The 20,852-nt window shown below is 63.4% G+C and carries 24 protein-coding genes and 1 other RNA gene; 12 read left to right on the top strand and 13 right to left on the bottom strand.

The annotated features are described in order from the left end of the window. Positions 1–23 precede the first annotated feature (23 nt). The gene (locus AB1Z25_RS11610) at positions 24–383 is read left to right on the top strand and encodes a hypothetical protein (protein WP_107798808.1); all 360 of its coding nucleotides are present in this window, start codon (positions 24–26) and stop codon (positions 381–383) included. A 92-nt stretch (positions 384–475) separates the two neighbouring features. Here AB1Z25_RS11610 and AB1Z25_RS11605 read toward each other — a convergent pair whose 3' ends face one another. Then, the gene (locus AB1Z25_RS11605) at positions 476–1,741 is read right to left on the bottom strand and encodes an Hsp70 family protein (protein ID WP_107798809.1); all 1,266 of its coding nucleotides are present in this window, start codon (positions 1,739–1,741) and stop codon (positions 476–478) included. Between the two features lie 214 nt (positions 1,742–1,955). Here AB1Z25_RS11605 and AB1Z25_RS11600 point away from each other — a divergent pair, with 214 nt between their 5' ends. The 3 genes from AB1Z25_RS11600 to AB1Z25_RS11590 all read left to right on the top strand — a co-directional run bounded on the left by AB1Z25_RS11600 (position 1,956) and on the right by AB1Z25_RS11590 (position 4,198). Then, positions 1,956–2,624 carry a YiaD family glycine zipper/OmpA-like lipoprotein gene (locus AB1Z25_RS11600; protein ID WP_107798810.1) on the top strand — a complete coding sequence of 223 codons (669 nt, stop codon included), beginning with the start codon at positions 1,956–1,958 and terminating at the stop codon, positions 2,622–2,624. Between the two features lie 171 nt (positions 2,625–2,795). Next, positions 2,796–3,863: a DNA-binding protein gene (locus tag AB1Z25_RS11595; RefSeq protein ID WP_227103409.1), complete on the top strand. Its 1,068-nt coding sequence runs from the start codon at positions 2,796–2,798 to the stop codon at positions 3,861–3,863. A 98-nt stretch (positions 3,864–3,961) separates the two neighbouring features. Beyond that, the gene (locus tag AB1Z25_RS11590; protein WP_107798812.1) at positions 3,962–4,198 is read left to right on the top strand and encodes a hypothetical protein; all 237 of its coding nucleotides are present in this window, start codon (positions 3,962–3,964) and stop codon (positions 4,196–4,198) included. Positions 4,199–4,297: 99 nt separating this feature from the next. Here AB1Z25_RS11590 and AB1Z25_RS11585 read toward each other — a convergent pair whose 3' ends face one another. The 5 genes from AB1Z25_RS11585 to AB1Z25_RS11565 all read right to left on the bottom strand — a co-directional run bounded on the left by AB1Z25_RS11585 (position 4,298) and on the right by AB1Z25_RS11565 (position 8,187). After that, a complete protein-coding gene (locus AB1Z25_RS11585; RefSeq protein ID WP_486637307.1) occupies positions 4,298–4,780 on the bottom strand; it encodes a GAF domain-containing protein in 483 nt (160 codons plus the stop codon). Between the two features lie 106 nt (positions 4,781–4,886). Beyond that, complete coding sequence (gene phbB, locus AB1Z25_RS11580; protein ID WP_107798814.1) at positions 4,887–5,627, bottom strand: acetoacetyl-CoA reductase; 741 nt, start codon at positions 5,625–5,627, stop codon at positions 4,887–4,889. Between the two features lie 115 nt (positions 5,628–5,742). After that, positions 5,743–6,618 carry a ribosome small subunit-dependent GTPase A gene (gene rsgA / locus AB1Z25_RS11575; RefSeq protein ID WP_227103405.1) on the bottom strand — a complete coding sequence of 292 codons (876 nt, stop codon included), beginning with the start codon at positions 6,616–6,618 and terminating at the stop codon, positions 5,743–5,745. Beyond that, the gene (locus AB1Z25_RS11570; RefSeq protein ID WP_048415508.1) at positions 6,615–6,941 is read right to left on the bottom strand and encodes a 4a-hydroxytetrahydrobiopterin dehydratase; all 327 of its coding nucleotides are present in this window, start codon (positions 6,939–6,941) and stop codon (positions 6,615–6,617) included. Before AB1Z25_RS11570 ends, rsgA begins: the two co-directional genes overlap by 4 nt. A gap of 1 nt (position 6,942) precedes the next feature. Then, entirely contained in the window at positions 6,943–8,187 is a 1,245-nt protein-coding gene (locus AB1Z25_RS11565; protein WP_486637306.1) for a M48 family metallopeptidase, read from the bottom strand. Between the two features lie 81 nt (positions 8,188–8,268). Between AB1Z25_RS11565 and orn the strand changes: the two genes are divergently transcribed. The 3 genes from orn to AB1Z25_RS11550 all read left to right on the top strand — a co-directional run bounded on the left by orn (position 8,269) and on the right by AB1Z25_RS11550 (position 11,203). Then, complete coding sequence (gene orn, locus AB1Z25_RS11560; protein ID WP_486637305.1) at positions 8,269–8,814, top strand: oligoribonuclease; 546 nt, start codon at positions 8,269–8,271, stop codon at positions 8,812–8,814. 228 nt (positions 8,815–9,042) lie between these two features. Beyond that, positions 9,043–10,692 carry a glucose-6-phosphate isomerase gene (pgi, locus tag AB1Z25_RS11555; RefSeq protein WP_107798818.1) on the top strand — a complete coding sequence of 550 codons (1,650 nt, stop codon included), beginning with the start codon at positions 9,043–9,045 and terminating at the stop codon, positions 10,690–10,692. Between the two features lie 10 nt (positions 10,693–10,702). Further along, positions 10,703–11,203 carry a CinA family protein gene (locus AB1Z25_RS11550; protein WP_486637304.1) on the top strand — a complete coding sequence of 167 codons (501 nt, stop codon included), beginning with the start codon at positions 10,703–10,705 and terminating at the stop codon, positions 11,201–11,203. 40 nt (positions 11,204–11,243) lie between these two features. Here AB1Z25_RS11550 and xerC read toward each other — a convergent pair whose 3' ends face one another. The 4 genes from xerC to AB1Z25_RS11530 all read right to left on the bottom strand — a co-directional run bounded on the left by xerC (position 11,244) and on the right by AB1Z25_RS11530 (position 13,913). After that, a complete protein-coding gene (gene xerC / locus AB1Z25_RS11545) occupies positions 11,244–12,128 on the bottom strand; it encodes a tyrosine recombinase XerC (protein WP_486637303.1) in 885 nt (294 codons plus the stop codon). Between the two features lies 1 nt (position 12,129). Beyond that, positions 12,130–12,984 (bottom strand): AAA family ATPase, encoded by an 855-nt coding sequence (locus AB1Z25_RS11540; RefSeq protein ID WP_107798821.1) that lies wholly within the window; start codon positions 12,982–12,984, stop codon positions 12,130–12,132. A 65-nt stretch (positions 12,985–13,049) separates the two neighbouring features. Next, positions 13,050–13,463: a tellurite resistance TerB family protein gene (locus AB1Z25_RS11535; RefSeq protein WP_107798822.1), complete on the bottom strand. Its 414-nt coding sequence runs from the start codon at positions 13,461–13,463 to the stop codon at positions 13,050–13,052. A 12-nt stretch (positions 13,464–13,475) separates the two neighbouring features. Further along, positions 13,476–13,913, bottom strand: coding sequence for an acyl-CoA thioesterase (locus tag AB1Z25_RS11530; protein ID WP_227103395.1), 438 nt, complete (start codon positions 13,911–13,913; stop codon positions 13,476–13,478). Between the two features lie 117 nt (positions 13,914–14,030). On the opposite strand from AB1Z25_RS11530, the gene AB1Z25_RS11525 reads away from it, so the two are divergent. After that, positions 14,031–14,480, top strand: coding sequence for a universal stress protein (locus AB1Z25_RS11525; RefSeq protein ID WP_107798824.1), 450 nt, complete (start codon positions 14,031–14,033; stop codon positions 14,478–14,480). Positions 14,481–14,605: 125 nt separating this feature from the next. On the opposite strand, the gene AB1Z25_RS11520 is transcribed toward AB1Z25_RS11525, so the two are convergent. Then, complete coding sequence (locus tag AB1Z25_RS11520; RefSeq protein ID WP_107798825.1) at positions 14,606–14,929, bottom strand: helix-turn-helix domain-containing protein; 324 nt, start codon at positions 14,927–14,929, stop codon at positions 14,606–14,608. 272 nt (positions 14,930–15,201) lie between these two features. Next, positions 15,202–15,300, bottom strand: an RNA gene (gene ffs, locus AB1Z25_RS11515) — signal recognition particle sRNA small type. 158 nt (positions 15,301–15,458) lie between these two features. On the opposite strand from ffs, the gene argE reads away from it, so the two are divergent. Continuing rightward, the gene (gene argE, locus AB1Z25_RS11510) at positions 15,459–16,631 is read left to right on the top strand and encodes an acetylornithine deacetylase (RefSeq protein ID WP_486637302.1); all 1,173 of its coding nucleotides are present in this window, start codon (positions 15,459–15,461) and stop codon (positions 16,629–16,631) included. 186 nt (positions 16,632–16,817) lie between these two features. Beyond that, the gene (locus AB1Z25_RS11505; protein ID WP_486637301.1) at positions 16,818–18,206 is read left to right on the top strand and encodes a sodium-dependent transporter; all 1,389 of its coding nucleotides are present in this window, start codon (positions 16,818–16,820) and stop codon (positions 18,204–18,206) included. 64 nt (positions 18,207–18,270) lie between these two features. Here AB1Z25_RS11505 and AB1Z25_RS11500 read toward each other — a convergent pair whose 3' ends face one another. Next, positions 18,271–18,549, bottom strand: a complete 279-nt coding sequence (locus AB1Z25_RS11500) for a hypothetical protein (RefSeq protein ID WP_107798828.1) — start codon at positions 18,547–18,549, stop codon at positions 18,271–18,273. Between the two features lie 220 nt (positions 18,550–18,769). Here AB1Z25_RS11500 and AB1Z25_RS11495 point away from each other — a divergent pair, with 220 nt between their 5' ends. Then, positions 18,770–19,969: an amino acid aminotransferase gene (locus AB1Z25_RS11495; protein WP_199226002.1), complete on the top strand. Its 1,200-nt coding sequence runs from the start codon at positions 18,770–18,772 to the stop codon at positions 19,967–19,969. 96 nt (positions 19,970–20,065) lie between these two features. After that, complete coding sequence (locus tag AB1Z25_RS11490) at positions 20,066–20,692, top strand: YbhB/YbcL family Raf kinase inhibitor-like protein (RefSeq protein ID WP_486637300.1); 627 nt, start codon at positions 20,066–20,068, stop codon at positions 20,690–20,692. Positions 20,693–20,852 lie beyond the last annotated feature (160 nt).

Raw genomic sequence — 20,852 nt, 5'->3', positions numbered from 1 at the left:
GACCGTGACCCGTCACTCAAGCCATGAAAGATCCTTGCGATCACTACACCTTCGATCTGATTGGCGGCGTCCGCAAAAAGCCGGGACGCAAGCCCTTGGGCGAGCGCGCGATGACGGTGGCCGAGCGCAAGCGGCGCAGCCGCGAACTGCGCCGCAGCCGCCTGCAGGAGCTGTCGGTGACGGTGGAGCTGAGCCGGGACGCGCAGAAGTCGCTGGATAAAATGATAGAGTGGTGGGGCGTCAGCAAGAAGGAGGCGATCAACCGCGCGCTGATGATAGCCTGTCAATCGCAGACCGGGCGCACCGCGCAGTTGTTCGAGTTCGATCTGCCGCCGGAGGCGCGGCGCAAGGGCAAGAAGACTAACGGCGGTTCCGGCGCGTAAGCACCGCCGCCGTGCGAATAAGCGAAAAGGCCGAGCAAGCATGCTCGGCCTTTGGCGTTTCCGGGCCCGGCGGGCCGGGCGCGAATCGTGTCTTAACCGTAGCGTTTGGCGGCCTCGATCGCCAGGCCGCTGCCGATGCTGCCGAAGAGGTCGCCTTCCACATGGCGGGCCTGGGGCAGCAGGCGCTTGATGCTGTCGCGCAGCGCCGGCACGCCGCTGGAGCCGCCGGTGAAGAAGACGGTGTCGATGTCGTCGGCCTGTGCGCAGGCGTCGGTCAGCAATTGGCGCACCGTGGCGCCGATCTGGCCCAGCATCGCGTCTATGCTGTGATTGAATTGATCGCGGCTCAACTCGCAATGCAGGCCGGCCTCGATATGCCCCAGGTCCAGCCGGTGCTGCGCCTCGTCCGACAGCGCGATCTTGGCGGCTTCCACCTGCATCGCCAGTCGGTGGCCGGCGCGGTCCTGGATCAGGCGGAACAGGCGGTCCAGCACCTGCGGCTGCGCCGCGTCGCGGTGCACGTCCTGCAGGTCCATCCAGGCCTTGCGGGTGTAGGCGAAGTTGATGGTGTGCCAGGTGGCCAGGTTGAAGTACTGGCTGGACGGCATCTCCGCGTTGTTGCGCAGCCGGCTCTTGAAGCCGAACAGGGGCATCACGCCGTGCAGGCTCAATTGCTTGTCGAAGTCCGTGCCGCCGATGTGGACGCCGCCGGTGGCGAGAATGTCGTCGAGGCGCTCGTCCAGGCGGTGGCGCTCGGGCGCCAGGCGGATCAGGGTGAAGTCCGAGGTGCCGCCGCCGATGTCGACGATCAGCACCAGCTCTTCGCGCTCCAGCCGGGCTTCGTAGTCGAAGGCGGCGGCGATGGGTTCGAACTGGAAGGACACGTCCTTGAAGCCCACCTGGCGCGCGATCTCGCCCAGCGTGGTCTCGGCTTCGGCGTCGGCCTTGGGGTTGTCGTCGACAAAGTGCACCGGGCGGCCCAGCACCACTTGTTCGAACGGGCGCTCGGCGGCGCGGTCGGCGCGCAGCTTCAATTCCTGGATGAACAGGCTGAGCAGGTGGCGGAAAGGCAGAGCCTTGCCTTGCACTTCGGTTTGGCTGTCGATCAGGTTGGAGCCCAGCAGGCTTTTCAGCGAGCGCATCAGCCGGCCTTCATAGCCTTCCATGTATTCCTGCAGCGCCAGCCGGCCGAACACGGAATGATCTTCCTCGTAATTGAAGAAAACCACCGAGGGCAAGGTGATCTTGCCGTCCTCCAGCGTCAATAGAGTGGCTTGGTTCGGGCGCAGCCACCCCACGGTGGAGTTGGATGTGCCAAAGTCAATGCCGCAGGCGCGGGCCGTAGTCTGCGTGTTCATATTCCCTCCCGTAAAGCGAGGCGCGATGGTACGCGGATTGGCGCGGCAAGGGAAGGCTTTGGCAACCGAATCAAGCGTTTTGTCGCTTTGGCGGCTTCAGTTGCGCCTGTCTTTTGGCCGGGACGCGCGGTGGCCGCAACGCAATGGGTATATGCTGAAAGCGCGTCCCGCAGGAGCCGGGGCGGGTAATGGACTGAATGGAAAGGATCCAGGCATGAATAAACTGATCGTGATGTTTGTTGCATTGGCGCTGGGGAGCGGCGGCCTGTCCGGCTGCGCGAACATGTCCGAAACCCAGAAAGACACCGGTACCGGCGCGGCGATTGGCGCGGTGGCCGGCGCGGTGCTGGGCGGCTTGACCGCCGGCGGCAACCCTGGCCGCAGCGCCGCCACCGGCGCGGCCCTGGGCGCGGCGCTGGGCGCCGGCGGCGGCTATTTGTGGTCCAAGCACATGCAGGAGCAGAAGGCGGCGATGGAGCAGGCGACCAAGGGTTCGGGCGTCAGCGTCAGCCAGACCGCGGACAATCAGCTGAAGCTGGACATCCCCAGCGATGTGTCTTTTGACGTGGGTCGCTACGACATCAAGCCCAATCTGCGGCCGATTCTGGACCGTTTCGCCGCCACCTTGAACCAGAACCCGGTGACCACGGTGAAGATCGTCGGCCATACCGACAACACCGGCTCCAATGCGGTCAATGACCCGCTGTCGCTGAACCGCGCCCGCGCCACGCGCGACTATCTGACCGCGCGCGGCGTGGCGGAGGGGCGGATCAGCATCGCCGGCCGCGGCTCGCATGAGCCGGTGGCGAGCAACGCCAGCGCCTCTGGGCGGGCGAAGAACCGGCGGGTGGAAATCTTCGTGGGCGAAGCCGCGCGCGGTTGACGCGGGCGGACGGAGCGACGCGGGGCGGGCGCCGTAAACGGCGCGCCGCCCTTTGTGTTTTTCGGCCGAGGCATACGCAGGCTGTCTGTTAAATTTTAAATGTAATACGTAATATATTTTAAAGCGACGCTTTGCTAGAATGTCGGTCACGACAAACGGGCATTTTCAGGCATGGCGACAGATATTTATTCGCGCATCCGGCAGGCGGCGTTCGAGCTGGTGGGCGAAGGTGTATGGCCGACGGTGATGGAGGTGAGGGCCAGGATAGGCGCGGGCTCCAACACCACGATCAACAACACCTTGAAAGAATGGCGACAGGAGTTTCTGTCGCGGGTGGCGGTGTCGTCGCGGCGGCCGGATTGGCCGGCCGGCCTGGCCGAAGCCTTTGAACAAGTGTGGCAGCGGGCCTGCGACGAGGCGGACGGCCGGCTGGAGTCTTTGCGTCAGGACGCGGAAACCGCGGTGGCCCAGGCAGCGGCGGAGACCCGCGAGCTGGAAGCCGGGCTGGCGGCGCGCCAGGCCGAGTTGCAGTCCGCCTTGCGCGAGCTGGAGTTGCGCGCCGCGAGGCTGGCGGATTTGGAAGGACGCTTGCAGGGCGAGGAAACCCGGCGCCAGATGCTGGAGCGGGCGCAGATGGAGCAGGAGTCGAGGCTGGAGCAGTCCAGGAAGGAGCTGTCCGAGCTTAGGCGTCAGGCGGAGCAACGTCAGCAGGAACTGGAAGAGCGCGCCGAGCTGAAAGTGCAGGAGGCGCGGGAGGAAGCCGCGCGGCGCGAGGCGCTGGCCTATGAGCGGCTGGAAGGTTTGCGGCTGCGGCTCTATGAACAGATGGAAGAGGAGCGTCGGGCGATGCAGCAGGCGCAGGCGCGCCAGGAAGAGGCTTTGCAACAAAGCCGGCGCGAGCGGACGCGGCTGGAAGGCGAGTGGCGCGACCGTCTGGCGGAGCGCGAGCGAGACAACGGCCGTTTGGAGGCGAGGCTGGAGTGGCTGGAAGGGCGCAATGCCGCCTTGGAGCAGGATGCGTTGCGGCAGGCGGTGCAGTTGGAGCAGACTTCGGCGCGCTTGCTGGATATGGCCAGCGAGAACAGCCGGCTGGCCGGCGAGGTGAATCTGGGCGCCGAGCGGCAGCTGGCGCGTTTGGTCGAGATTCTGGCCGGTTCGCGCCAGGAGCTGTTGGCGCTGGACGAGGCCGGCTTGCGCGAATGGCTGGGGCGGCAACTGCAATTGCCCCTGCTGGGCTAGCGCGCTCCGGACGCGTGTTTCTACTAAGTGCTTGCCACGATGCCGGCGGAAGCCGGCTTTGCTAGTTTGACGTGAGGATTGTCTTGATTGGAGGCAATATGACTTTCGTCGAATATTATCGCGCGCCGGCGCTGATCTCCCTGCTGGCCTTGTTCGTGTGGTGCGGCTTGTGCTGGGCGGACGGCGGCTCTTTCTGGCAGGGTTTGCTGGCGATGGCCGCGGGCAAGAATTTGTCCATTCTGTCCGGTCTGGCCGTGTTCTGGGTTCTGGAGCTGGCGGGACGCGCGTGGTCGAGATCCCGCGAGGGGCGAGACCCTATGCATTTGCAGTCGTAGCCGGCGGCAAGGGCCGGCAATGAAAAGCGCGCCAAAGGGCGCGCTTTTTTCATGGCCGCGGCGGCCTCGAAAGCTCTTGAGGCCGGTTTGCGGGCTTTCTCAGAACAAGCGGGCCAGCCCCGCGGCGATGCGCTCCAGGTATTCGGCGTCCACCGCGTCGAAGCTGGCCGGTTCGCTGGAATCCACATCCAGCACCGCGACCACTTCGCCTGCGGCGTTGCGGATGGGCACCACGATTTCCGAACGGGCGCTGGAGGAGCAGGCGATATGGCCGGGGAAAGCGTCGACATCTTCCACCACCAGGGTTTTTTCGGCCTGCCAGGCGCTGCCGCATACTCCTTTGCCAAACGGGATGCGAGTGCAGGCGATCGGGCCCTGGAAGGGGCCAAGCACCAGTTGCTTGTCCTTGACTAGGTAGAAGCCGGTCCACAGCCAGTCGAAGCTGCTGTGCAAGGCGGCGCAGAGATTGGCCAGCGCGGCGATCTGATCGGTCTCGGACTCAATCAGCGCCAGCGCCTGCGGCAATAGGGTTTGATAGCGCTCTTGTTTGTCGGCGCCGTGGATGATCAGCTGTTCTGCCATGGGGTGTCGTCGGGGTGTGGCTTGGGAAAGCGACAGCATACACAGCGGGCGGGCAAAAGAAAACGCCGCCCGGCGGGGCGGCGTCGTGCGGCGGGCCGGGGCCCGTTTACATCATGTGTTGACCGCCGTTCATCGCCACGTTGGCGCCGGTGATGAAGCCGGCTTGTTCGGAGGCGAGGAAGGCGACCAAGGCGGCGATTTCCTCGGGCTTGCCCAGGCGGCCCACCGGAATCTGCGCCACGATCTTGTTGCGCGTCTCCTCCGCCACCGCCATCACCATATCGGTGGCGATATAGCCGGGCGAAATGGTGTTGACGGTCACGCCCTTGCGCGCCACTTCCTGCGCCAGGGCCATGGTGAAGCCGTGCATGCCGGCCTTGGCGGCGGAGTAGTTGGTCTGGCCGAACTGCCCCTTCTGACCGTTGATCGAGGAGATGTTGATGATGCGGCCGAAGCCGCGGTCGCCCATGCCGTCCACCACCGGCTTGGTCATATTGAACAGGGAGTCCAGATTGGTGCGCAGCACCGCGTCCCAATCGTCCTTGGTCTGCTTCTTGAAACTGCAGTCGCGGGTGATGCCGGCGTTGTTGACCAGCACGTCCACCGGCCCCAGGTCTTTGGCCACCTTTTCGGCCAGTGCCTTGCAGGCTGCGGTGTCGGTGACGTCGCATTGGTAGGCGTGGATATCCTTGAGTCCCAGCCCCTTCATGTCGGCGAGCCAGGCTTGTTCGCGGCCGGGCTTGCTGTAGGTGGTGACTACGATGTGACCGCTTTCCGCCAGGGCTTTGCAGATGGCGGTGCCAATACCGCCCATGCCGCCGGTTACGAGTGCGATTCGCTTAGTCATAGTGCTGGCTCCTTTTTTGGCTGTCTGTCTGGATATGCTTATGCGATACGACTTTCAGTTTTTTAGGATAAGTGAATTACCCGCGTATGTGAATGGAAAGTACGCACACCCTTCGTCACGGCTTGGACGGTGAAAGTTCATCCGTTAGACGTTGCAGCAAAGAGAGCCGGGACTTGGCGATGGCGCCCGATTCACATGCGGTCATGATGGCACAGTTCGGTTCCACGCGGTGCGAACAATTGTGGAAGCGGCATTGACCAATCAACGGGCGTATTTCCGGGAAGTAGCGGGTTAGTTCGGCGGCCTTCAAATGCTTGAGGCCAAACTCCTGCAGGCCGGGGGAATCGATCAGATGACTGTCCGCGTTCAGATGGTAAAGCGTGGCGTGAGTCGTGGTGTGGCGGCCGGAGTCCAGCGCGGTGGAAATGTCGCCGATGCGGGCGTTGGCGTCCGGCAGCAGCGCATTGGTCAGCGTGGACTTGCCCATGCCGGACTGGCCGACGAAGACGCTGGTCTGGCCTTGCAGCAAGGGCAGCAGCGGCGCGACGTCCTGCTTGGCGGACAGGGTGACCACTTGGTAGCCCAGTTGGCGGTACAGCTCCAACTTGCGCAGCAAGCCCTCGGTTTCCGGCAGGTCGGCCTTGTTGACCACGATGACGGGATCGATGTCGCCGGCTTCCGCGGCGATCAGGCAGCGGCCCAGCAGTTCTTCGTTGGGGCTGGGCACGGCGGCGATCACGAACAGGATGCGGGTCACATTGGCGGCGATGACCTTGGTTTTCCAGTCGTCCTGGCGGTAGAGCAGGCTGCGTCGCTCTTGCGAGCGCTCGATGACGGCCTGTTCCTTGTTCTGCACCAGGATGTCCACCCAGTCGCCACAGGCGAAATCGACGCGTTTACCGCGGGTGGTGCAATCGTAAACCTGGCCGTCGGATTCAACGATGAAGCGGCGGCCGTGGCTGCGGATGATTTGTCCGGTCTGACCTGTCATGGGCGGGCCAGCAGCGCTTCGGTCTTGGCGGCGCAGATGAAGTCGTTCAGGGTCAGGCCGCCGGCGTCGTGGGTGCTGAAGTTGACGACGACGCGGTTGTAATGCACCGACAGGTCCGGGTGGTGGTCTTCGCGGTGGGCGATCCAGGCCAGCGCGTTGACGAAGGCCATGGTGTCGTGGAAGTTGGCGAAGGGAAAGGTCTTGGTCAGTTCGATGCCGCGGATGTTCCAGCCAGGCAGGGAACCCATCAATTGGTTGACGGTGCTGGCGGCCAGCGGGCTGGCGCCGTGTTGGGCTTCGCAGGACAGTTCGAGCAGGTTCATGTCAGCGGTTTCCTTGTAGATGGTTGATGCGCAGCGCGGCGGGCGGGTGCGAGTCGTAAAAAGCGGAATGCAGCGGGTCCGGCGTCAGCGTGGACGCGTTGTCGCGATAAAGTTTGACCAGGGCGGACACCAGTTTGCCGGCGTCGGTTTCGCTGGCGGCGAAGTCGTCGGCCTCGTATTCATGGCGGCGCGACAGGCTGCTGGACAGCGGGGTGAACGGAAAGGTGAAGGCCGGCACCGCGGTGAAGAACAGGATCAGCGCCATCGCGGTGCTGGGCGTGGAAACGCCCAGGCCAGCGTAGAACCAGGGCGCGTCCAGCAACTGCCCCAGCAGGAAGAGGAAGCCCAGCGACAGCGCGAAGGCCAGCGCGATGCGCTTGACGATGTGGCGGCGCTTGAAATGGCCCAGCTCGTGAGCCAGCACCGCTTCGATTTCCTGGTGGTCCAATTGCCCCAGCAAGGTGTCGAAGAACACGATGCGCTTGCCGGCGCCAAAGCCGGTGAAGTAGGCGTTGCCGTGGCTGGAGCGGCGGGAGCCGTCCATCACGAACACTCCCTGGCTCTGGAAGCCGGCGCGTTGCAGCAGCGCTTCGATGCGCGCCTTGAGCTCCAGGTCTTCCAGCGGGGTGAATTTATTGAACAGCGGCGCGATCAGCGTCGGGTAGATCGCCACCATCAGCAGCTGGAAGCCGGTCCAGACCAGCCAGACCCATAGCCACCACAGCGGGCCGGAAATGTCCATCAGCCACAGCACCAGCGCCACCAGCGGCAAGCCGATGACGGCGCCCAGCAGCAGGCCCTTGATCTGGTCGATGATGAACAGCCTGGGCGTGGTCTTGTTGAAGCCGAAGCGGGCCTCGATGCCAAAGGTGGAGTACAGGCTGAGCGGAAAGCTGACGCAGCCGGTCAGCGCCGCCACGCCCACGATCAGCAGCAGGCCGGACGACAGCGGCGAGACGCCTGCGGCGGCCACGGCGCCGGCCAGCCATTGCAGCACGCCGCCAAAGGTCAGCGCCAGGATCACCAGGCTGTCCAGCACGGCGGAAAACAGGCCGAAACGGGTCTTGGCGATGCAATAATCGGCGGCCAATTGATGTTGTTGCAAGGCGATGGCGTCGCGAAAAGCGGCGGGCACTTCCGCGCGGTGGCGGGCGATGTGGCGGGCGTGGCGCCAGCCCAGCCAGAGTTTTAGCGCGAGTGTGGCCGCCAGCGCGGCCAGGAAGAGAGAGCTGAATGCCTCGGTCATCGGAGTCCGTTATCTGCTGTCAGGTTTGCCGCCAGCGCGGCAATGAAGGAAAATAGAAGGGTTTTGCAAAGATTGGCAAGTATGACACAAGATCAAATGAACCTCATCTGGCTCGACATGGAAATGACGGGCCTGAATCCAGAGACCGACCGCATCATCGAAGTGGCGATGATTGTGACCGACAGCCAGCTGAACGTGGTGGCGGAATCGCCGGTGTTGGTGATCCACCAGCCCGACGAGGTGTTGGACGGCATGGACGACTGGAACAAGAACACCCACGGCAAGAGCGGCCTGATCGAAAAGGTCAAGGCCTCCACGCTGGGCGAAGCCGAGGCCGAGCAAATCCTGCTGGATTTCATGGCTCTGTACGTGCCGCCGCGGATCACGCCGATGTGCGGCAACACCATCCACCAGGATCGTCGTTTCATGGTGCGCTGGATGCCCAAGCTGGAAGAGTATTTCCACTATCGCAACCTGGATGTGTCTACGCTGAAAGAGTTGTGCAAGCGTTGGAAGCCGGAGGTGGCGCGCGGCGTGGTCAAACGCGGCAAGCACGAGGCGCTGGCGGACATCCTGGAGTCCATCGAGGAGTTGCGTTACTACCGTGAGCATTTCCTCAAGCTCTAAGAACCTGTTTACGATCCGCCGCGCGTCGTGAAACGTGGCACGGCGAGTGCCGCTTCGAAATGCGCATGTACCGTATGTACATTCCGCTTTCTCAGCCGCAACGCCTTGTCCCGCTCTAGCTCGCGAGATCGTAGACACGTTTTAAGCGGGGTACTGTCCCACAGGAGCGGCTCCGCAGCGGAGCTTGCTCCTTTTTATTGGCGAACACTTATTCCAGCGGCAATCCATATGGCTTCGCAACGCAGTTCCGACATTAATTCCACCCGGGTCTGGGCCCGGCTGCATCAGCATCAGCGCGCGACCCGGCACATGCATATGCGCGAGTTGTTCGACGCCGACCCGCAGCGTTTCCAGCGCTTTTCGCTGGAGCTGGACGGCCTGTTGCTGGACTACTCCAAGAACCGCATCACCGAACGCACGCTGGAGCTGTTGTTCGAATTGGCGCGCGAGGCCGATCTGGCCGGCTGGATGGAGAAAATGCGCGGCGGCGAGCGCATCAACGTCAGCGAGGACCGCGCGGTGCTGCACACCGCCTTGCGGCTGCCGGCCGGCGAGAGCCTGCTGCTGGACGGCTGCGAGCTGGTGGCCGAGGTGCAGGCGGTGCTCGCGCGGATGCGCGCTTTCAGCGAACAGGTGCGAGGCGGCGAGTGGAAAGGCTTCAGCGGCCGGCGCATCCGTCACGTGGTCAACCTGGGCATAGGCGGTTCCGATCTGGGTCCGCTGATGGTGAAAGAGGCGCTGGCCGCGTACGCGTCGCCGGAGCTGGACGTGCATTTCGTCTCCAATGTGGACGGCGCGCACGTCGCGCGCACGCTGCAGCGGCTGGACCCCGCCGAAACCCTGTTCATCATCGCGTCCAAATCCTTCACCACGCCGGAGACGCTGCTGAACGCCCAGGCGGCGCGGCAGTGGTTTTTGCAGGCGGGGAGCGAGGCCGATATCGCGCGTCATTTCGTCGCGGTGTCCACCAATCAGCCGGCGGTGCAGGCTTTCGGCATCGATCCGGCGCATATGTTCGGCTTTTGGGACTGGGTGGGCGGCCGCTACTCCACGTGGTCGGCCATTGGCCTGCCGGTGATGCTGTCGATAGGCTTCGACCGCTTCCAGGAATTCCTGGCCGGCGGTCACGCGATGGACCGGCATTTCTTCAGCGCGCCCTTCGCCGCCAATATGCCGGTGCTGCTGGCGCTGATCGGCGTCTGGTACAACACCTTCTACCGCGCCCATACCCACGCCATCATGCCTTACGACCACGGCTTGCGGCGTCTGCCGGCCCATGTGCAGCAATTGGACATGGAGTCCAACGGCAAGCGCGTCGGCCGTTACGGCGAAGCGCTGGATTTCGACACCGGCCCGGTGATCTGGGGCGAAGAGGGGGCCAATAGCCAGCACGCCTTTTTCCAGCTGCTGCATCAGGGCACGCGACTGGTGCCTTGCGACTTCATCATCCCGATGCGCAGTCATTATCCGGTGGCGGACCAGCACCAGGTGCTGGTGGCCAACTGCCTGGCCCAGACCGAAGCCTTGATGCGCGGCAAGAGCGAGGCCGAGGCGATGCGGGAGCTGGCGCATTTGCCGGGCGAGCAGCTGGACATGCTGTTGCCGCAGAAGCTCTTCCCGGGCAATCAGCCGTCCAACACCCTGGCGCTGGACGAGGTGAGTCCGCGCAGCGTGGGCATGCTGCTGGCGCTGTACGAGCACAAGGTGTTCGTGCAGGGCGTGATCTGGGGCATCAACTCCTTCGATCAGTGGGGGGTGGAGTACGGCAAGCAACTGGCGCGCCGCATTCTGCCGGAGCTGGCCGCCGGCGACGACGCGCTGGCGCACGACAGCTCCACCAACGGCTTGATCCGCCATTTCAAAGCGCGGCGAGGCTGAGAGGATGGCCATGCAAGAAAGTCTGGAATTGGCTTGCCGTCTGGGCGAGCGTTTGTTGGCGGCGGGCGAGAGCGTCGCCGCCGCCGAATCCTGCACCGGCGGCATGATCGCCGCGGCGCTGACCGACATCGCCGGCAGTTCCGCCTGGTTCGGCTACGGCGTGGTCACTTACAGCAATGAGGCCAAGCAGCGTCTGCTGCGGGTGGAGGACGGCGCCTTGCGCGAGCACGGCGCGGTCAGCGAGGCGGTGGTGAGGCAGATGGCCGCCGGCGCGCAGGCGTTGTCCAGCGCGGATTGGAGCGTGGCGGTGTCCGGCGTCGCCGGCCCCGGCGGCGGCACGGCGGCCAAGCCGGTGGGGCTGGTCTGGTTCGGCATCGCCGGCCCTGACGGCTGGAGCGAGGCTTTCAGTTGCCGCTTCGACGGCGATCGCGCGCAGGTGCGCGCGCAAACCGTGATCCGCGCCTTGCAGCGTCTGGACGAGCTGTTGGCCGCGCGCAGCCGCGCCGCTTAAGAGTCCACCCGCTGAAGCGCGGCGGGCTTTGAACAGGCTTTTAGTCTTTGTTGTCCGGTTTTTTGCGCGCGCGCGGGTGCGCGCCGTCGTAGACCTTGGCCAGGTGCTGGAAGTCCAGCGCGGTATAGATCTGGGTGCTGGACAGATTGGCGTGCCCCAGCAGTTCCTGCACCGCGCGCAAGTCCCCGGAGGATTGCAGCAGGTGAGAGGCGAAGGAGTGGCGCAGCATATGCGGATGCACGTGTTGTTGCGCGCCGGTCTTGATCGCCCAGTCACGCAGGCGTTTTTCCACTTGCCGTCCGCCCAGCCGTCCGCCGTGGCGGGCGATGAAGACCGCGCGCTCCTCCTGCGCCGCCTGGCGTTGCGCCAGCCAGCGCTGCAGGCAGGCGCGCGCCTCGGCGCCCAGCGGCGCAATGCGTTCCTTGCCGCCCTTGCCGCGGATGCGCAGCAGATCGTCGGAAAAGTCCAGGTCTTCCAGATTCAAGCCCACCGCTTCGGACAGGCGCAGCCCGCAGGAATACATCAGCTCGAACAGCGCGCGGTCGCGTATGGAGAGCGCGTCGTCGTCGTCGATGCGGTCCAGCAAGGCCGCGGTGCTGTCCACCGGCAAGGCCTTGGGCAGCGGCTTGTCCTGTTTGGGCGCGCGCAGACCCTGGCTGGGGTCGTCCCCGCGCTGTCCGTTGTCCAACAGCCATTGGTAGAAGCGGCGCCAGGCGGAGAGCTTGCGCGCCAGGCTGCGGCTGTGCAGGCCTTGCGCGTGCAGCTTGGCCAGGATTCTGCGCAACTGGGCGTGTTCGGCCCGCTCCAGCGGAGCGGGGCTCAGCAGGGCGGCCAGTTGTTCCAGATCGCGCAGGTAGGCGGCGGCGGTGTGGCCGCTGCGGCCGGCCAGCGCCAGCGAGGCGGCGAAGCGCTCCAGGGTGTCCATTTTAGCGGCGCAGTCTGGCCATCTGCATCAGGCGCTCGAACAATTGCAGATCCTGTTCGCTCTTGAGCAGCGCGCCCGCCAGCGGCGGCGGGGCGTTGTCCTGATGGCGCTGCTTCAGCGCGGCGGCGTCCATGTTTTCCGCCGACAGCAGTTTCAGCCAGTCCAGCAATTCCGAGGTGCTGGGTTTCTTCTTCAAGCCCGGCAGCTCGCGTATGGAGAAGAACACCTCCAGCGCTTCGCTGACCAGTTGCTGGCGCAGGGCGGGGAAGTGGGCGTCGATGATGGCCTGCATGGTGTCCCGGTCCGGGAAGCGGATGTAATGGAAGAAGCAGCGGCGCAAGAAGGCGTCCGGCAGCTCTTTTTCATTATTGGAGGTGATGATGATGATGGGGCGCTGGCGGGCGCGCACGAACTCCTGGGTTTCGTGGACGAAGAACTCCATCTGGTCCAGTTCGCGCAGCAGATCGTTGGGGAATTCGATGTCGGCCTTGTCGATTTCGTCGATCAGCAGCACCGGGGCGGCGTCGGCGTCGAAAGCCTGCCACAGCTTGCCCTTGACGATGTAGTTGCGGATGTCGTGCACGCGGGCGTCGCCCAGCTGCGAGTCGCGCAGCCGCGAGACCGCGTCGTATTCGTACAGGCCGTGCTGCGCCTTGGTGGTGGATTTGATCGGCCAGACAATCAGCTCTCGGCCCAGGCTGCGGGCCACTTCCTCGGCCAGCATGGTCTTGCCGGTGCCGGGTTCGCCCTTGATCAGGAGCGGGCGCTCCAGCGTGATGGCGGCGTTCACCGCCATCATCAGGTCTTCGGTGGCGATGTAGTTGTCGGTGCCGGAAAATCGGGTATTGCTCGTCATGGGCGGGGGAGGCTTCAAAATGGCCAAAGCAGCCGCGCGGACGGCTGCTTTGGCGCGGAAAGGGGTTAACGGGCGAATTCGCGTTCCAGATCGTCCAGCGAAATGCCCCAGCTTTTCATCATATGGCTCAGCAAGGCCATTTCCGGCTCGCTGATGGTGCCGTCTGACTTGCTGATGTCCATGGCCAGCACGCAGGCCAGGATGCGTTTGCGGTGGTCGCTCACCTCGGCCAGCAGGCCGTTGATGCGCTCCGCGTCCAGCAAATGAATGGTGCCGTCGTCGTTGGCTTCGTCGGAGACGTCGTCGCAGTAATCCACCAGCACCTTGGTGAACTGCTTGCGCGGCAGGCCGATCAGGTCGTAGACGTGGAGTTTCTCCAGCAGCTCCAGCTCGCGCGGGTCCATATTGCCATCCGTGATCATAAACATGGCCAGCAGGCGCGCCAGTGCTTCCGGGCTATTGAGTGCGTATTTTCTCATGACGCCTTTCCTTTATTCTGATGTGACGCCTAGCCGCTCCAGAAACGCTGGGGGCATGGCGGCAGGCTTGCGGCTGACGTAGTCGAAGAAGACTAGGCCTGTCTTCAATCTTGCCACTTCTTTCCCGGTTTTGTCATTGCTTGCCTGATAGAGCAGATCGAAACCGCGCGCGCCGAGGTCGTCCACGGCCAGCGCGAAGCGCAGCACCTCGCCGTGAAAGGCCTCTGCGCGATAGAGGATGGCGGTGTCCGCCACCACGACGCCCAGGCCCTCGATGCTGAGTTCGTGCGGATAGCCTAGACTTTGTAAAAAGCGCAGCCGCGCTTCCTGAGCCAGTCTCAGCACGGCGTCGTTGCCTAGGTGGCCGGCGTAGTTGATGTCTCCGATGCGGATGTCGACGCGGGTTTCGAATGCGAAGCGCTCAGGCAGGACAATCTGGATTCTGGGCATGATGTGGGCTTTGGGCGAGTGGTTTGGCTGAGTTGTTTGTCTTAACCTGAGTCAACAGGGCAGTGGCATGGTTTGATAGACTGCAAGTGTAAGGCAAATACAACAAGGAGCAGAGTCATGTATCAGCGCATATTCGTACCCGTGGATGATAGTGAAACCTCCAACCTGGCATTGCACGAGGCTTGCCATCTGGCCAAGGAGGTGGGCGCCAGCCTGAAGTTGGTGCATGTGGTGGATTTGGCCCAGTTCGGCTGGGGTGGCACCGAGTTTCTGGACGCGACCGAGCTGCAGAAATCGATCAAGCAGGCGGGCGAGCAGGTGTTGGGTCAGGCCGGGGCCAAGGCCAAGGAGCTGGGCGTGACGGCGGATTGCAAGATCCTGGAAAGCTGGGGCGACAAAATCGCCGCGGTGCTGGTGGACGACGCCGGCGTCTGGGGCGCCGATTTGATAGTGATGGGTACCCATGGCTGGAGCGGCTTAATGCATTTGCTGATGGGCAGCGTGGCGGAGGGCGTGCTTAAACTGGCGGACGTGCCGGTGTTGCTGGTGCGCAACCCGGGGGACTAGGCTGATGGCATGGCGGGCGCCTTGCATGGACGGAGTGAGGCGCGCCGTTGCTTGTCGGACAATCACGCGGGCAAAAATAAAGCCAGCCGGCATCGCTGCGGGCTGGCTTTCCTCGCGGAAGGGGGTCAGCCGGCGGTGGCTTCCACGCTGCCGTCCTGGGCTTCCAGCTTGGTGCGAACCGCTTTGCGCAGACTCTTGTACAGGTCCGGGTGGGTTTCCTTCAGGTACTCGACGATTTCGAAGTCTTCGCGGCGAACCTTGGACAGGTCGATCTGCTCGACGTGAACCAGGCGCAACAGTTCGCGTACCGGCTTGGGCATGTTGCGGCCGCTTTCGTAGCGGGAGCCGCCGGACTGGGTCACGCCGATGCGGCTCCAGAATTCTTGCTGGTTCAGGCCGAGCTTGCGGCGGATCTCACGCGGGTTGGGGATCTTTTCAAACAGTTTCATGAGTGTTCCTCTCAGTATCAAAGAATATTGGTTCTAATATTTTTTAGGTTTCGTGCCCTGCACCCTAAAAATAGCAAAAAAAATCCATCAGGAATAATTCTGATGCAAAAAAGTTCATGAAGTTCCGTTAAGAGTCGACTTCGTTTTTTGCAATGTTAGTGGATTCTTATTGTCAAGGACAATGGGATTTGCAGGTCGAGACGCAAAAAGATACTGTGTGGTCGCTTTTTTGTAAAGCGTTTTGGCATTTGAGACTGAAAAAAAAGGGGAGGGGCGGCGAGCCTGACCCCCGGCACTTGCGCTAAATAACTGTGGCTGCTTCCTTCCGGACCTGACCAGGTTCGCTATCGCGCAATGCGGGGAGACCCGCCTCAAGAGAAGACGCATTCTAACGACAAGCGGCCGTTTTGCCAAGCTCGGCGTGCGTTTTTGTCGCGACGCCGGCCGCGGCGTCGGTTGCCGAAGCGCGGCCGCGCAGGCAGACTGGGCGGCATCTATATTAATACCGCGGCAAGCGTGGGAGTGTGTGATGGTTCAATCGGCGCAAGAACTGTTGGCGGAACTGATTCGCTTCGATACCACCAGCCGGCATTCCAATCTGCAGTTGATCGAGTGGACGCGCGCTTATCTGTCGCAATTGGGCGTGGAGTCCACGCTGACCTTCAACGACGAGGGCAGCAAGGCCAATCTGTTCGCCCGCATCGGCGCGCCGGAACTGCCGCTGGTGGTGCTGTCCGGCCATAGCGACGTGGTGCCGGTGGACGGCCAGGTCTGGAGCAGCGATCCCTTCGTTCTGACCGATAAGGGCGATGGTCGCTTGTATGGCCGCGGCTCCGCCGATATGAAGGGCTTCATCGCCTGCGTGCTGTCGCTGGCGCCCTGGTTCGCGGAGTTGGCCGCGCGCGGAGAATTAAGGCAGGGCATAGGCATCGCCCTGTCTTACGACGAGGAAGTCGGCTGCCTGGGTGTGGGCCGGCTGATAGACCGCCTGGCGGAGGACGGGGTCAAGGTGTCGGGCTGCATCGTCGGCGAGCCCACCAGCATGCAGCCGGTGATCGCGCACAAGGGCATCGCTCATTTCCTGTGCAAGGTGGGCGGCCGCGCCGCGCATTCCTCGCTCACCCCGCAAGGCGTCAACGCCATCGAGTTCGCCGCGCGGCTGATCACCCATATCCGCAAGCTGGCCGACGCCGAAGCGTCCTTCGGCCATCGTCAGTCCTTATATGATGTGCCGTTCACCACCTTGCAGACCGGCACCATTCATGGCGGCACCGCCTGCAATATCGTGCCCAAGGATTGCGAATTCATGTTCGAGTGCCGCTGGTTGCCGGGCGATGGACCTGAGCGTTTTGTCAGTTCCGTCCGGGACTACGCCGCCACCTTGTTGCTGGAGATGCGCGAGGTGGCGCCAGAGGCGGAGATCGAGATCGAACGGGTGGTGTACAGCCCGGCCTTCGAATCGTCTGAAGACAGCGCGGTGCGCCGCACCGTGGCGCGCTTGTGCGGCTGCGACGGCGGCAAGGGCGTCGCCTACACCACTGAGGCTGGCCTGTTCAGCGAGGCCGGCATCGCTTGCGTGGTGTTGGGGCCCGGCAATATCGAACAAGCGCACCGGCCCGACGAATACATCGACATCGATCAACTGGAGCAGTGCGCGGCCTGGTTGCGGCGACTGGGAGATGAGCTGACGCAAAAACCGTGAAGATTTTTTTGCGCTGATGACCGAATAGCCGCAAAATCGCTGCCGGCGACAAGCCGAACACTCAAGTTGCCCGCCGGGGGGATCCCTTAGGCGGGCTTGTTTTATGGCGGCGTGAGCAGCTGTTCAACGCCCGGTCCCAAGGGGCCGGCGAGCGTTGGCGCCGCGGTAGTCAGAAAGAAAAAATAAATGAGTCAGAACGTGGGATCTGTGCGGCAGGGAGGCGCGGCCAAGTCGCGAGACGGCTTCACCTCCAGCTTTGGCGTGTTGGCGGCGACTCTCGGTTCCGCCGTGGGCCTCGGCAATATCTGGAAGTTTCCTTATCTGACCGGCACCAATGGCGGCGCCGGTTTTTTGGTGGTGTATGTGCTGGCCACGCTGCTGGTGGGTTTGCCGGTGATGATCGCCGAGATCATGCTGGGCCGCAAAGCCAAGCGTGACGCGGTGACGGCGCTGAAGACGCTGGCGCCGGCCGGTCAGCCCTGGTGGCTGATCAGCGCATTCGGCGTGCTGGCCGCCTTCCTGATCATGGCTTTCTATTCCGAAGTGGCGGCCTGGGTCTTCGCCTATGTGTTCAAGTCCTTGGGCGGCGGCCTCTTGTCCAGCGATCCCAAGGTGACCTCGCAGGCGTTTGGCGCCTTGATCTCCGATCCGGTGCAATCTTTGCTGTGGCAATGGCTGGTCTTGCTGCTGATAGGCGGCATTCTGCTGATGGGGGTGTCCAAGGGCATCGAGGCGGTGACCAAGAAGCTGATGCCCTTGCTGTTCCTGCTGTTGCTGGTGATAGGCGCGCGCAGCCTGATGCTGCCCGGCGCGGCCAAAGGGCTGGACTTCCTGTTTACCCCCGATTTTTCCAAGATCAGCGGCGCGGTGGTGCTGACCGCGGTGGGGCTGGCCTTCTTCAAGCTGTCCATAGGCATGGGCACCATGATTACCTACGGCAGCTATTTCCGCGATGATCAGAACATCCCGGTCACCACCTTCCGGGTGATGTGCGCGGACCTGTTCGTTTCCCTGCTGGCCGGCATCGCCATTTTCCCCGCGGTGTTCGCTTTCGGCTTTGAGCCGGCGGCCGGTCCGTCGCTGCTCTTCATCACCATCCCGGCGGTGTTCGCCAGCATGCCGCTGGGCAATGTGTTCATGGTGGCCTTCTTCGTGCTGGCCGCGATCGCCGCCACCGGCGCGATGCTGTCCATTCTGGAAGTGCCGGTGTCGGTGTTCAGCGAGCGCTTCGGCATCAGCCGCGTCAAGGCCACGGTGATCAACCTGCTGCTGCTGGCCTTGGTGGGCGCGGGCTGCGCCTTGTCCAACAGCACGCTGTCCGGCTTCAAGCTCTTCGGCATGACCTTGTTCGATCTGTTCGACTTCGTGACCTCCAATCTGCTGATGCCATTGGGCGGCATCTTCCTCTGCCTGTTCGTCGGCTGGGTGTGGGGCTTCGAACAGCTGAAGCAGGCGCTGAGCAATCAGGGCTCCCTGAAGAACGAGGGCTTGTTGAAAGCGCTGTTCTTCGTGCTGCGCTATGTGTCGCCGCTGTTGATCCTGGTGGTGATGCTGAAGGGTCTGGGCGTGATTTGAGCCCGTGCCGTCAAACAGAAAAAGGAGCCGCGAGGCTCCTTTTTTCATGCCTGCCGGCAGGGGTTTAGGGCTGGGCGGCGTCGTCTTCCGGTATCACCACCGGCGGCGGGGTGAAGCCGTTCAGTTCGCGGGCGTTTTTTTCCAACAGCAGCACAATGCTGGTGTTGAGCGCGCCGAAAGCCCAGCTGACCAGGAAAAACACCGAGTAGGCCGATAGCTTGTCGTTGAACAGGGTTTTGCCGTGCAGACTGAGCTCGGCCGGATCGAAAATGGAGAAGAACACCCCTGTCGCCAGAATGGCGATGATGAAGGAGGGCCAGAACAGCAAGATGCCTTTTTTCATTGAGTCATGCTCCTGTGGCTGCCGCAAGGAAATGCTTGGGTGGCTGATGTCAGGGTAATGGCCGGGCGACGCACTGTCAAAACGCGGCGACGGTGGATGAGAGCCCGGAGAACGGCTCTCCATGTTAGACTGTGGCCATCCGGTTTTTCTTGTCCAGCCGGCCAGGGCGAGCGCTTTTGGCCGGTTGTTGCGTAAAGTAATGGAGCCTTGCATGATCTCGATCTTCTCCGCCGTAGAACTGGCGCCGCGCGACCCTATCCTGGGCCTGAACGAAGCATTCAACGCCGACACCCGCACCACCAAGGTGAATCTGGGCGTTGGCGTTTATTCCGACGACAACGGCAAGATTCCGCTGTTGGCGGCGGTAAAGGCGGCGGAGAAGGCGCGTCTTGAAACCATGCCGCCGCGCGGCTACCAGCCGATCGAAGGCGCTCAGGCTTACGACAGCGCGGTGCAGAACCTGCTGTTCGGCGCGGACAGCGAGCTGATCAAGGCGGGCCAGGTGGTGACGGCTCAAGCGCTGGGCGGCACCGGCGCCCTGAAAATCGGCGCGGATTTCCTGAAGCGCCTGAACCCGGCGGCCAAGGTCTATATCAGCAACCCGAGCTGGGAAAACCACCGCGCGCTGTTCGAGTCCGCCGGCTTCGAGGTGGAAAACTACCCGTATTACGACGCGGCCACTCGCGGCGTCGATTTCGACGGCATGCGCGCCTTCCTGGCGCAACTGCCGGCCGGCTCCGTGATCGTGCTGCACGCTTGCTGCCACAATCCCACCGGCGCCGACCTGTCCGACGCGCAATGGGCCGAGGTGGTACAGGTCTGCCGCGAGCGCGGCCTGGTGCCTTTCCTGGACATGGCTTATCAGGGCTTTGCCGACGGCATCGACGCCGACGCCGTCGCCGTGCGCCTGTTCTCGGCCTCCGGCCTGCAGTTCTTCGTGTCCAGCTCCTTCTCCAAGAGCTTCTCGCTGTACGGCGAGCGCGTGGGCGCCTTGTCCATCGTCACCGCCGGCAAGGAAGAATCCGCGCGCGTGCTGTCCCAACTGAAGCGCGTGATCCGCACCAACTATTCCAACCCGCCGATTCACGGCGGCGCGGTGGTGGCCGCGGTGCTGTCCAACCCTGAACTGCGTCAGTTGTGGGAAGACGAACTGGCCGGCATGCGCGATCGCATTCGCGCGATGCGCGTCGGCTTGGTCGAGGCGATCAAGGCCGAAGGCGTGGCTCAGGACTTCTCCTTTGTCGCCCAGCAGCGCGGCATGTTCTCCTATACCGGCCTGAGCGCGGCCCAGGTGGAGCGCTTGCGCGCCGACTTCGGCATCTACGCCGTGTCCACCGGCCGCATCTGCCTGGCGGCGTTGAACAGCAAGAACCTGACCTATGTGGCTTCCGCCATCGCCCAGGTGGTGAAGGCGGGCTAAGCCTGGCCGGTTTTGATATCCAGCATCGCCAAAGCCCCGCAAGTCGGGGCTTTTTTTCAATCGGCCTATCGCCGGCCGTAGTCAAGGAGCAGATTCATGCAATTGCACAGCCGCAGCTTTCAAGACGGGGAACGCATTCCGGGCCGCCTGGCCTTCTGCGTGCCGGACGCCGACAGCCATGTCGCGCTGTCCGACAACCTCAACCCGCATCTGGTCTGGAGCGGAGCGCCGGAGGGGACGCGCTCGTTCGCGCTGATATGCCATGATCCGGACGTGCCGTCGCGCGGCGACGACGTCAATCAGGAGGGCAGGGAGGTGCCGGCGGATCTGCCGCGGGTGGACTTCTATCACTGGCTGCTGCTGGACATTCCCGCCGGACAGAGCGAGATCGCCGAGGGCGGCCACAGCGCGGGGGTGAGCGCACGCGGCAAGAGCGGTCCGGACGCGCCGCAGGGCTTGCGTCACAGCATTAACGACTACACCGGCTGGTTCGCCGGCGACGCGGCTATGGCCGGCGACTACTACGGCTACGACGGCCCCTGCCCGCCGTGGAACGACAGCCTAGAGCACCGCTACGTTTTCACCGTCTACGCCTTGGACGTGGCAGCTTTACCGGTGGACGGCGTCTTGACGCCTGCGAATATCGTCGCGGCTTTGGACGGCCATGTGTTGGCCTCGGCCAGCTTGAGCGGCCGCTATACGCTAAATCCGCGTTTGCTGTAATCGTCCCGCAATGTGAAGAAGTGGCAAAAAGGACAGTTTGTCCGTCTCGCAACGCAGAGGCCTCTGGCAAGGGATTGCAGTAGGCCAATGAAATGCAGCATGATGTTGCGGCGTTTCCCGTCTCCGCGGCTGATTTAGTTCGGGAGCCTGCGCCCGCGCG

The sequence above is a fragment of the Chromobacterium sp. HL1 genome (assembly GCF_057418835.1).
The sequence above is the reverse complement of the archived record's forward strand: the minus strand, read 5'-3'. Positions and strand labels throughout refer to the sequence as shown.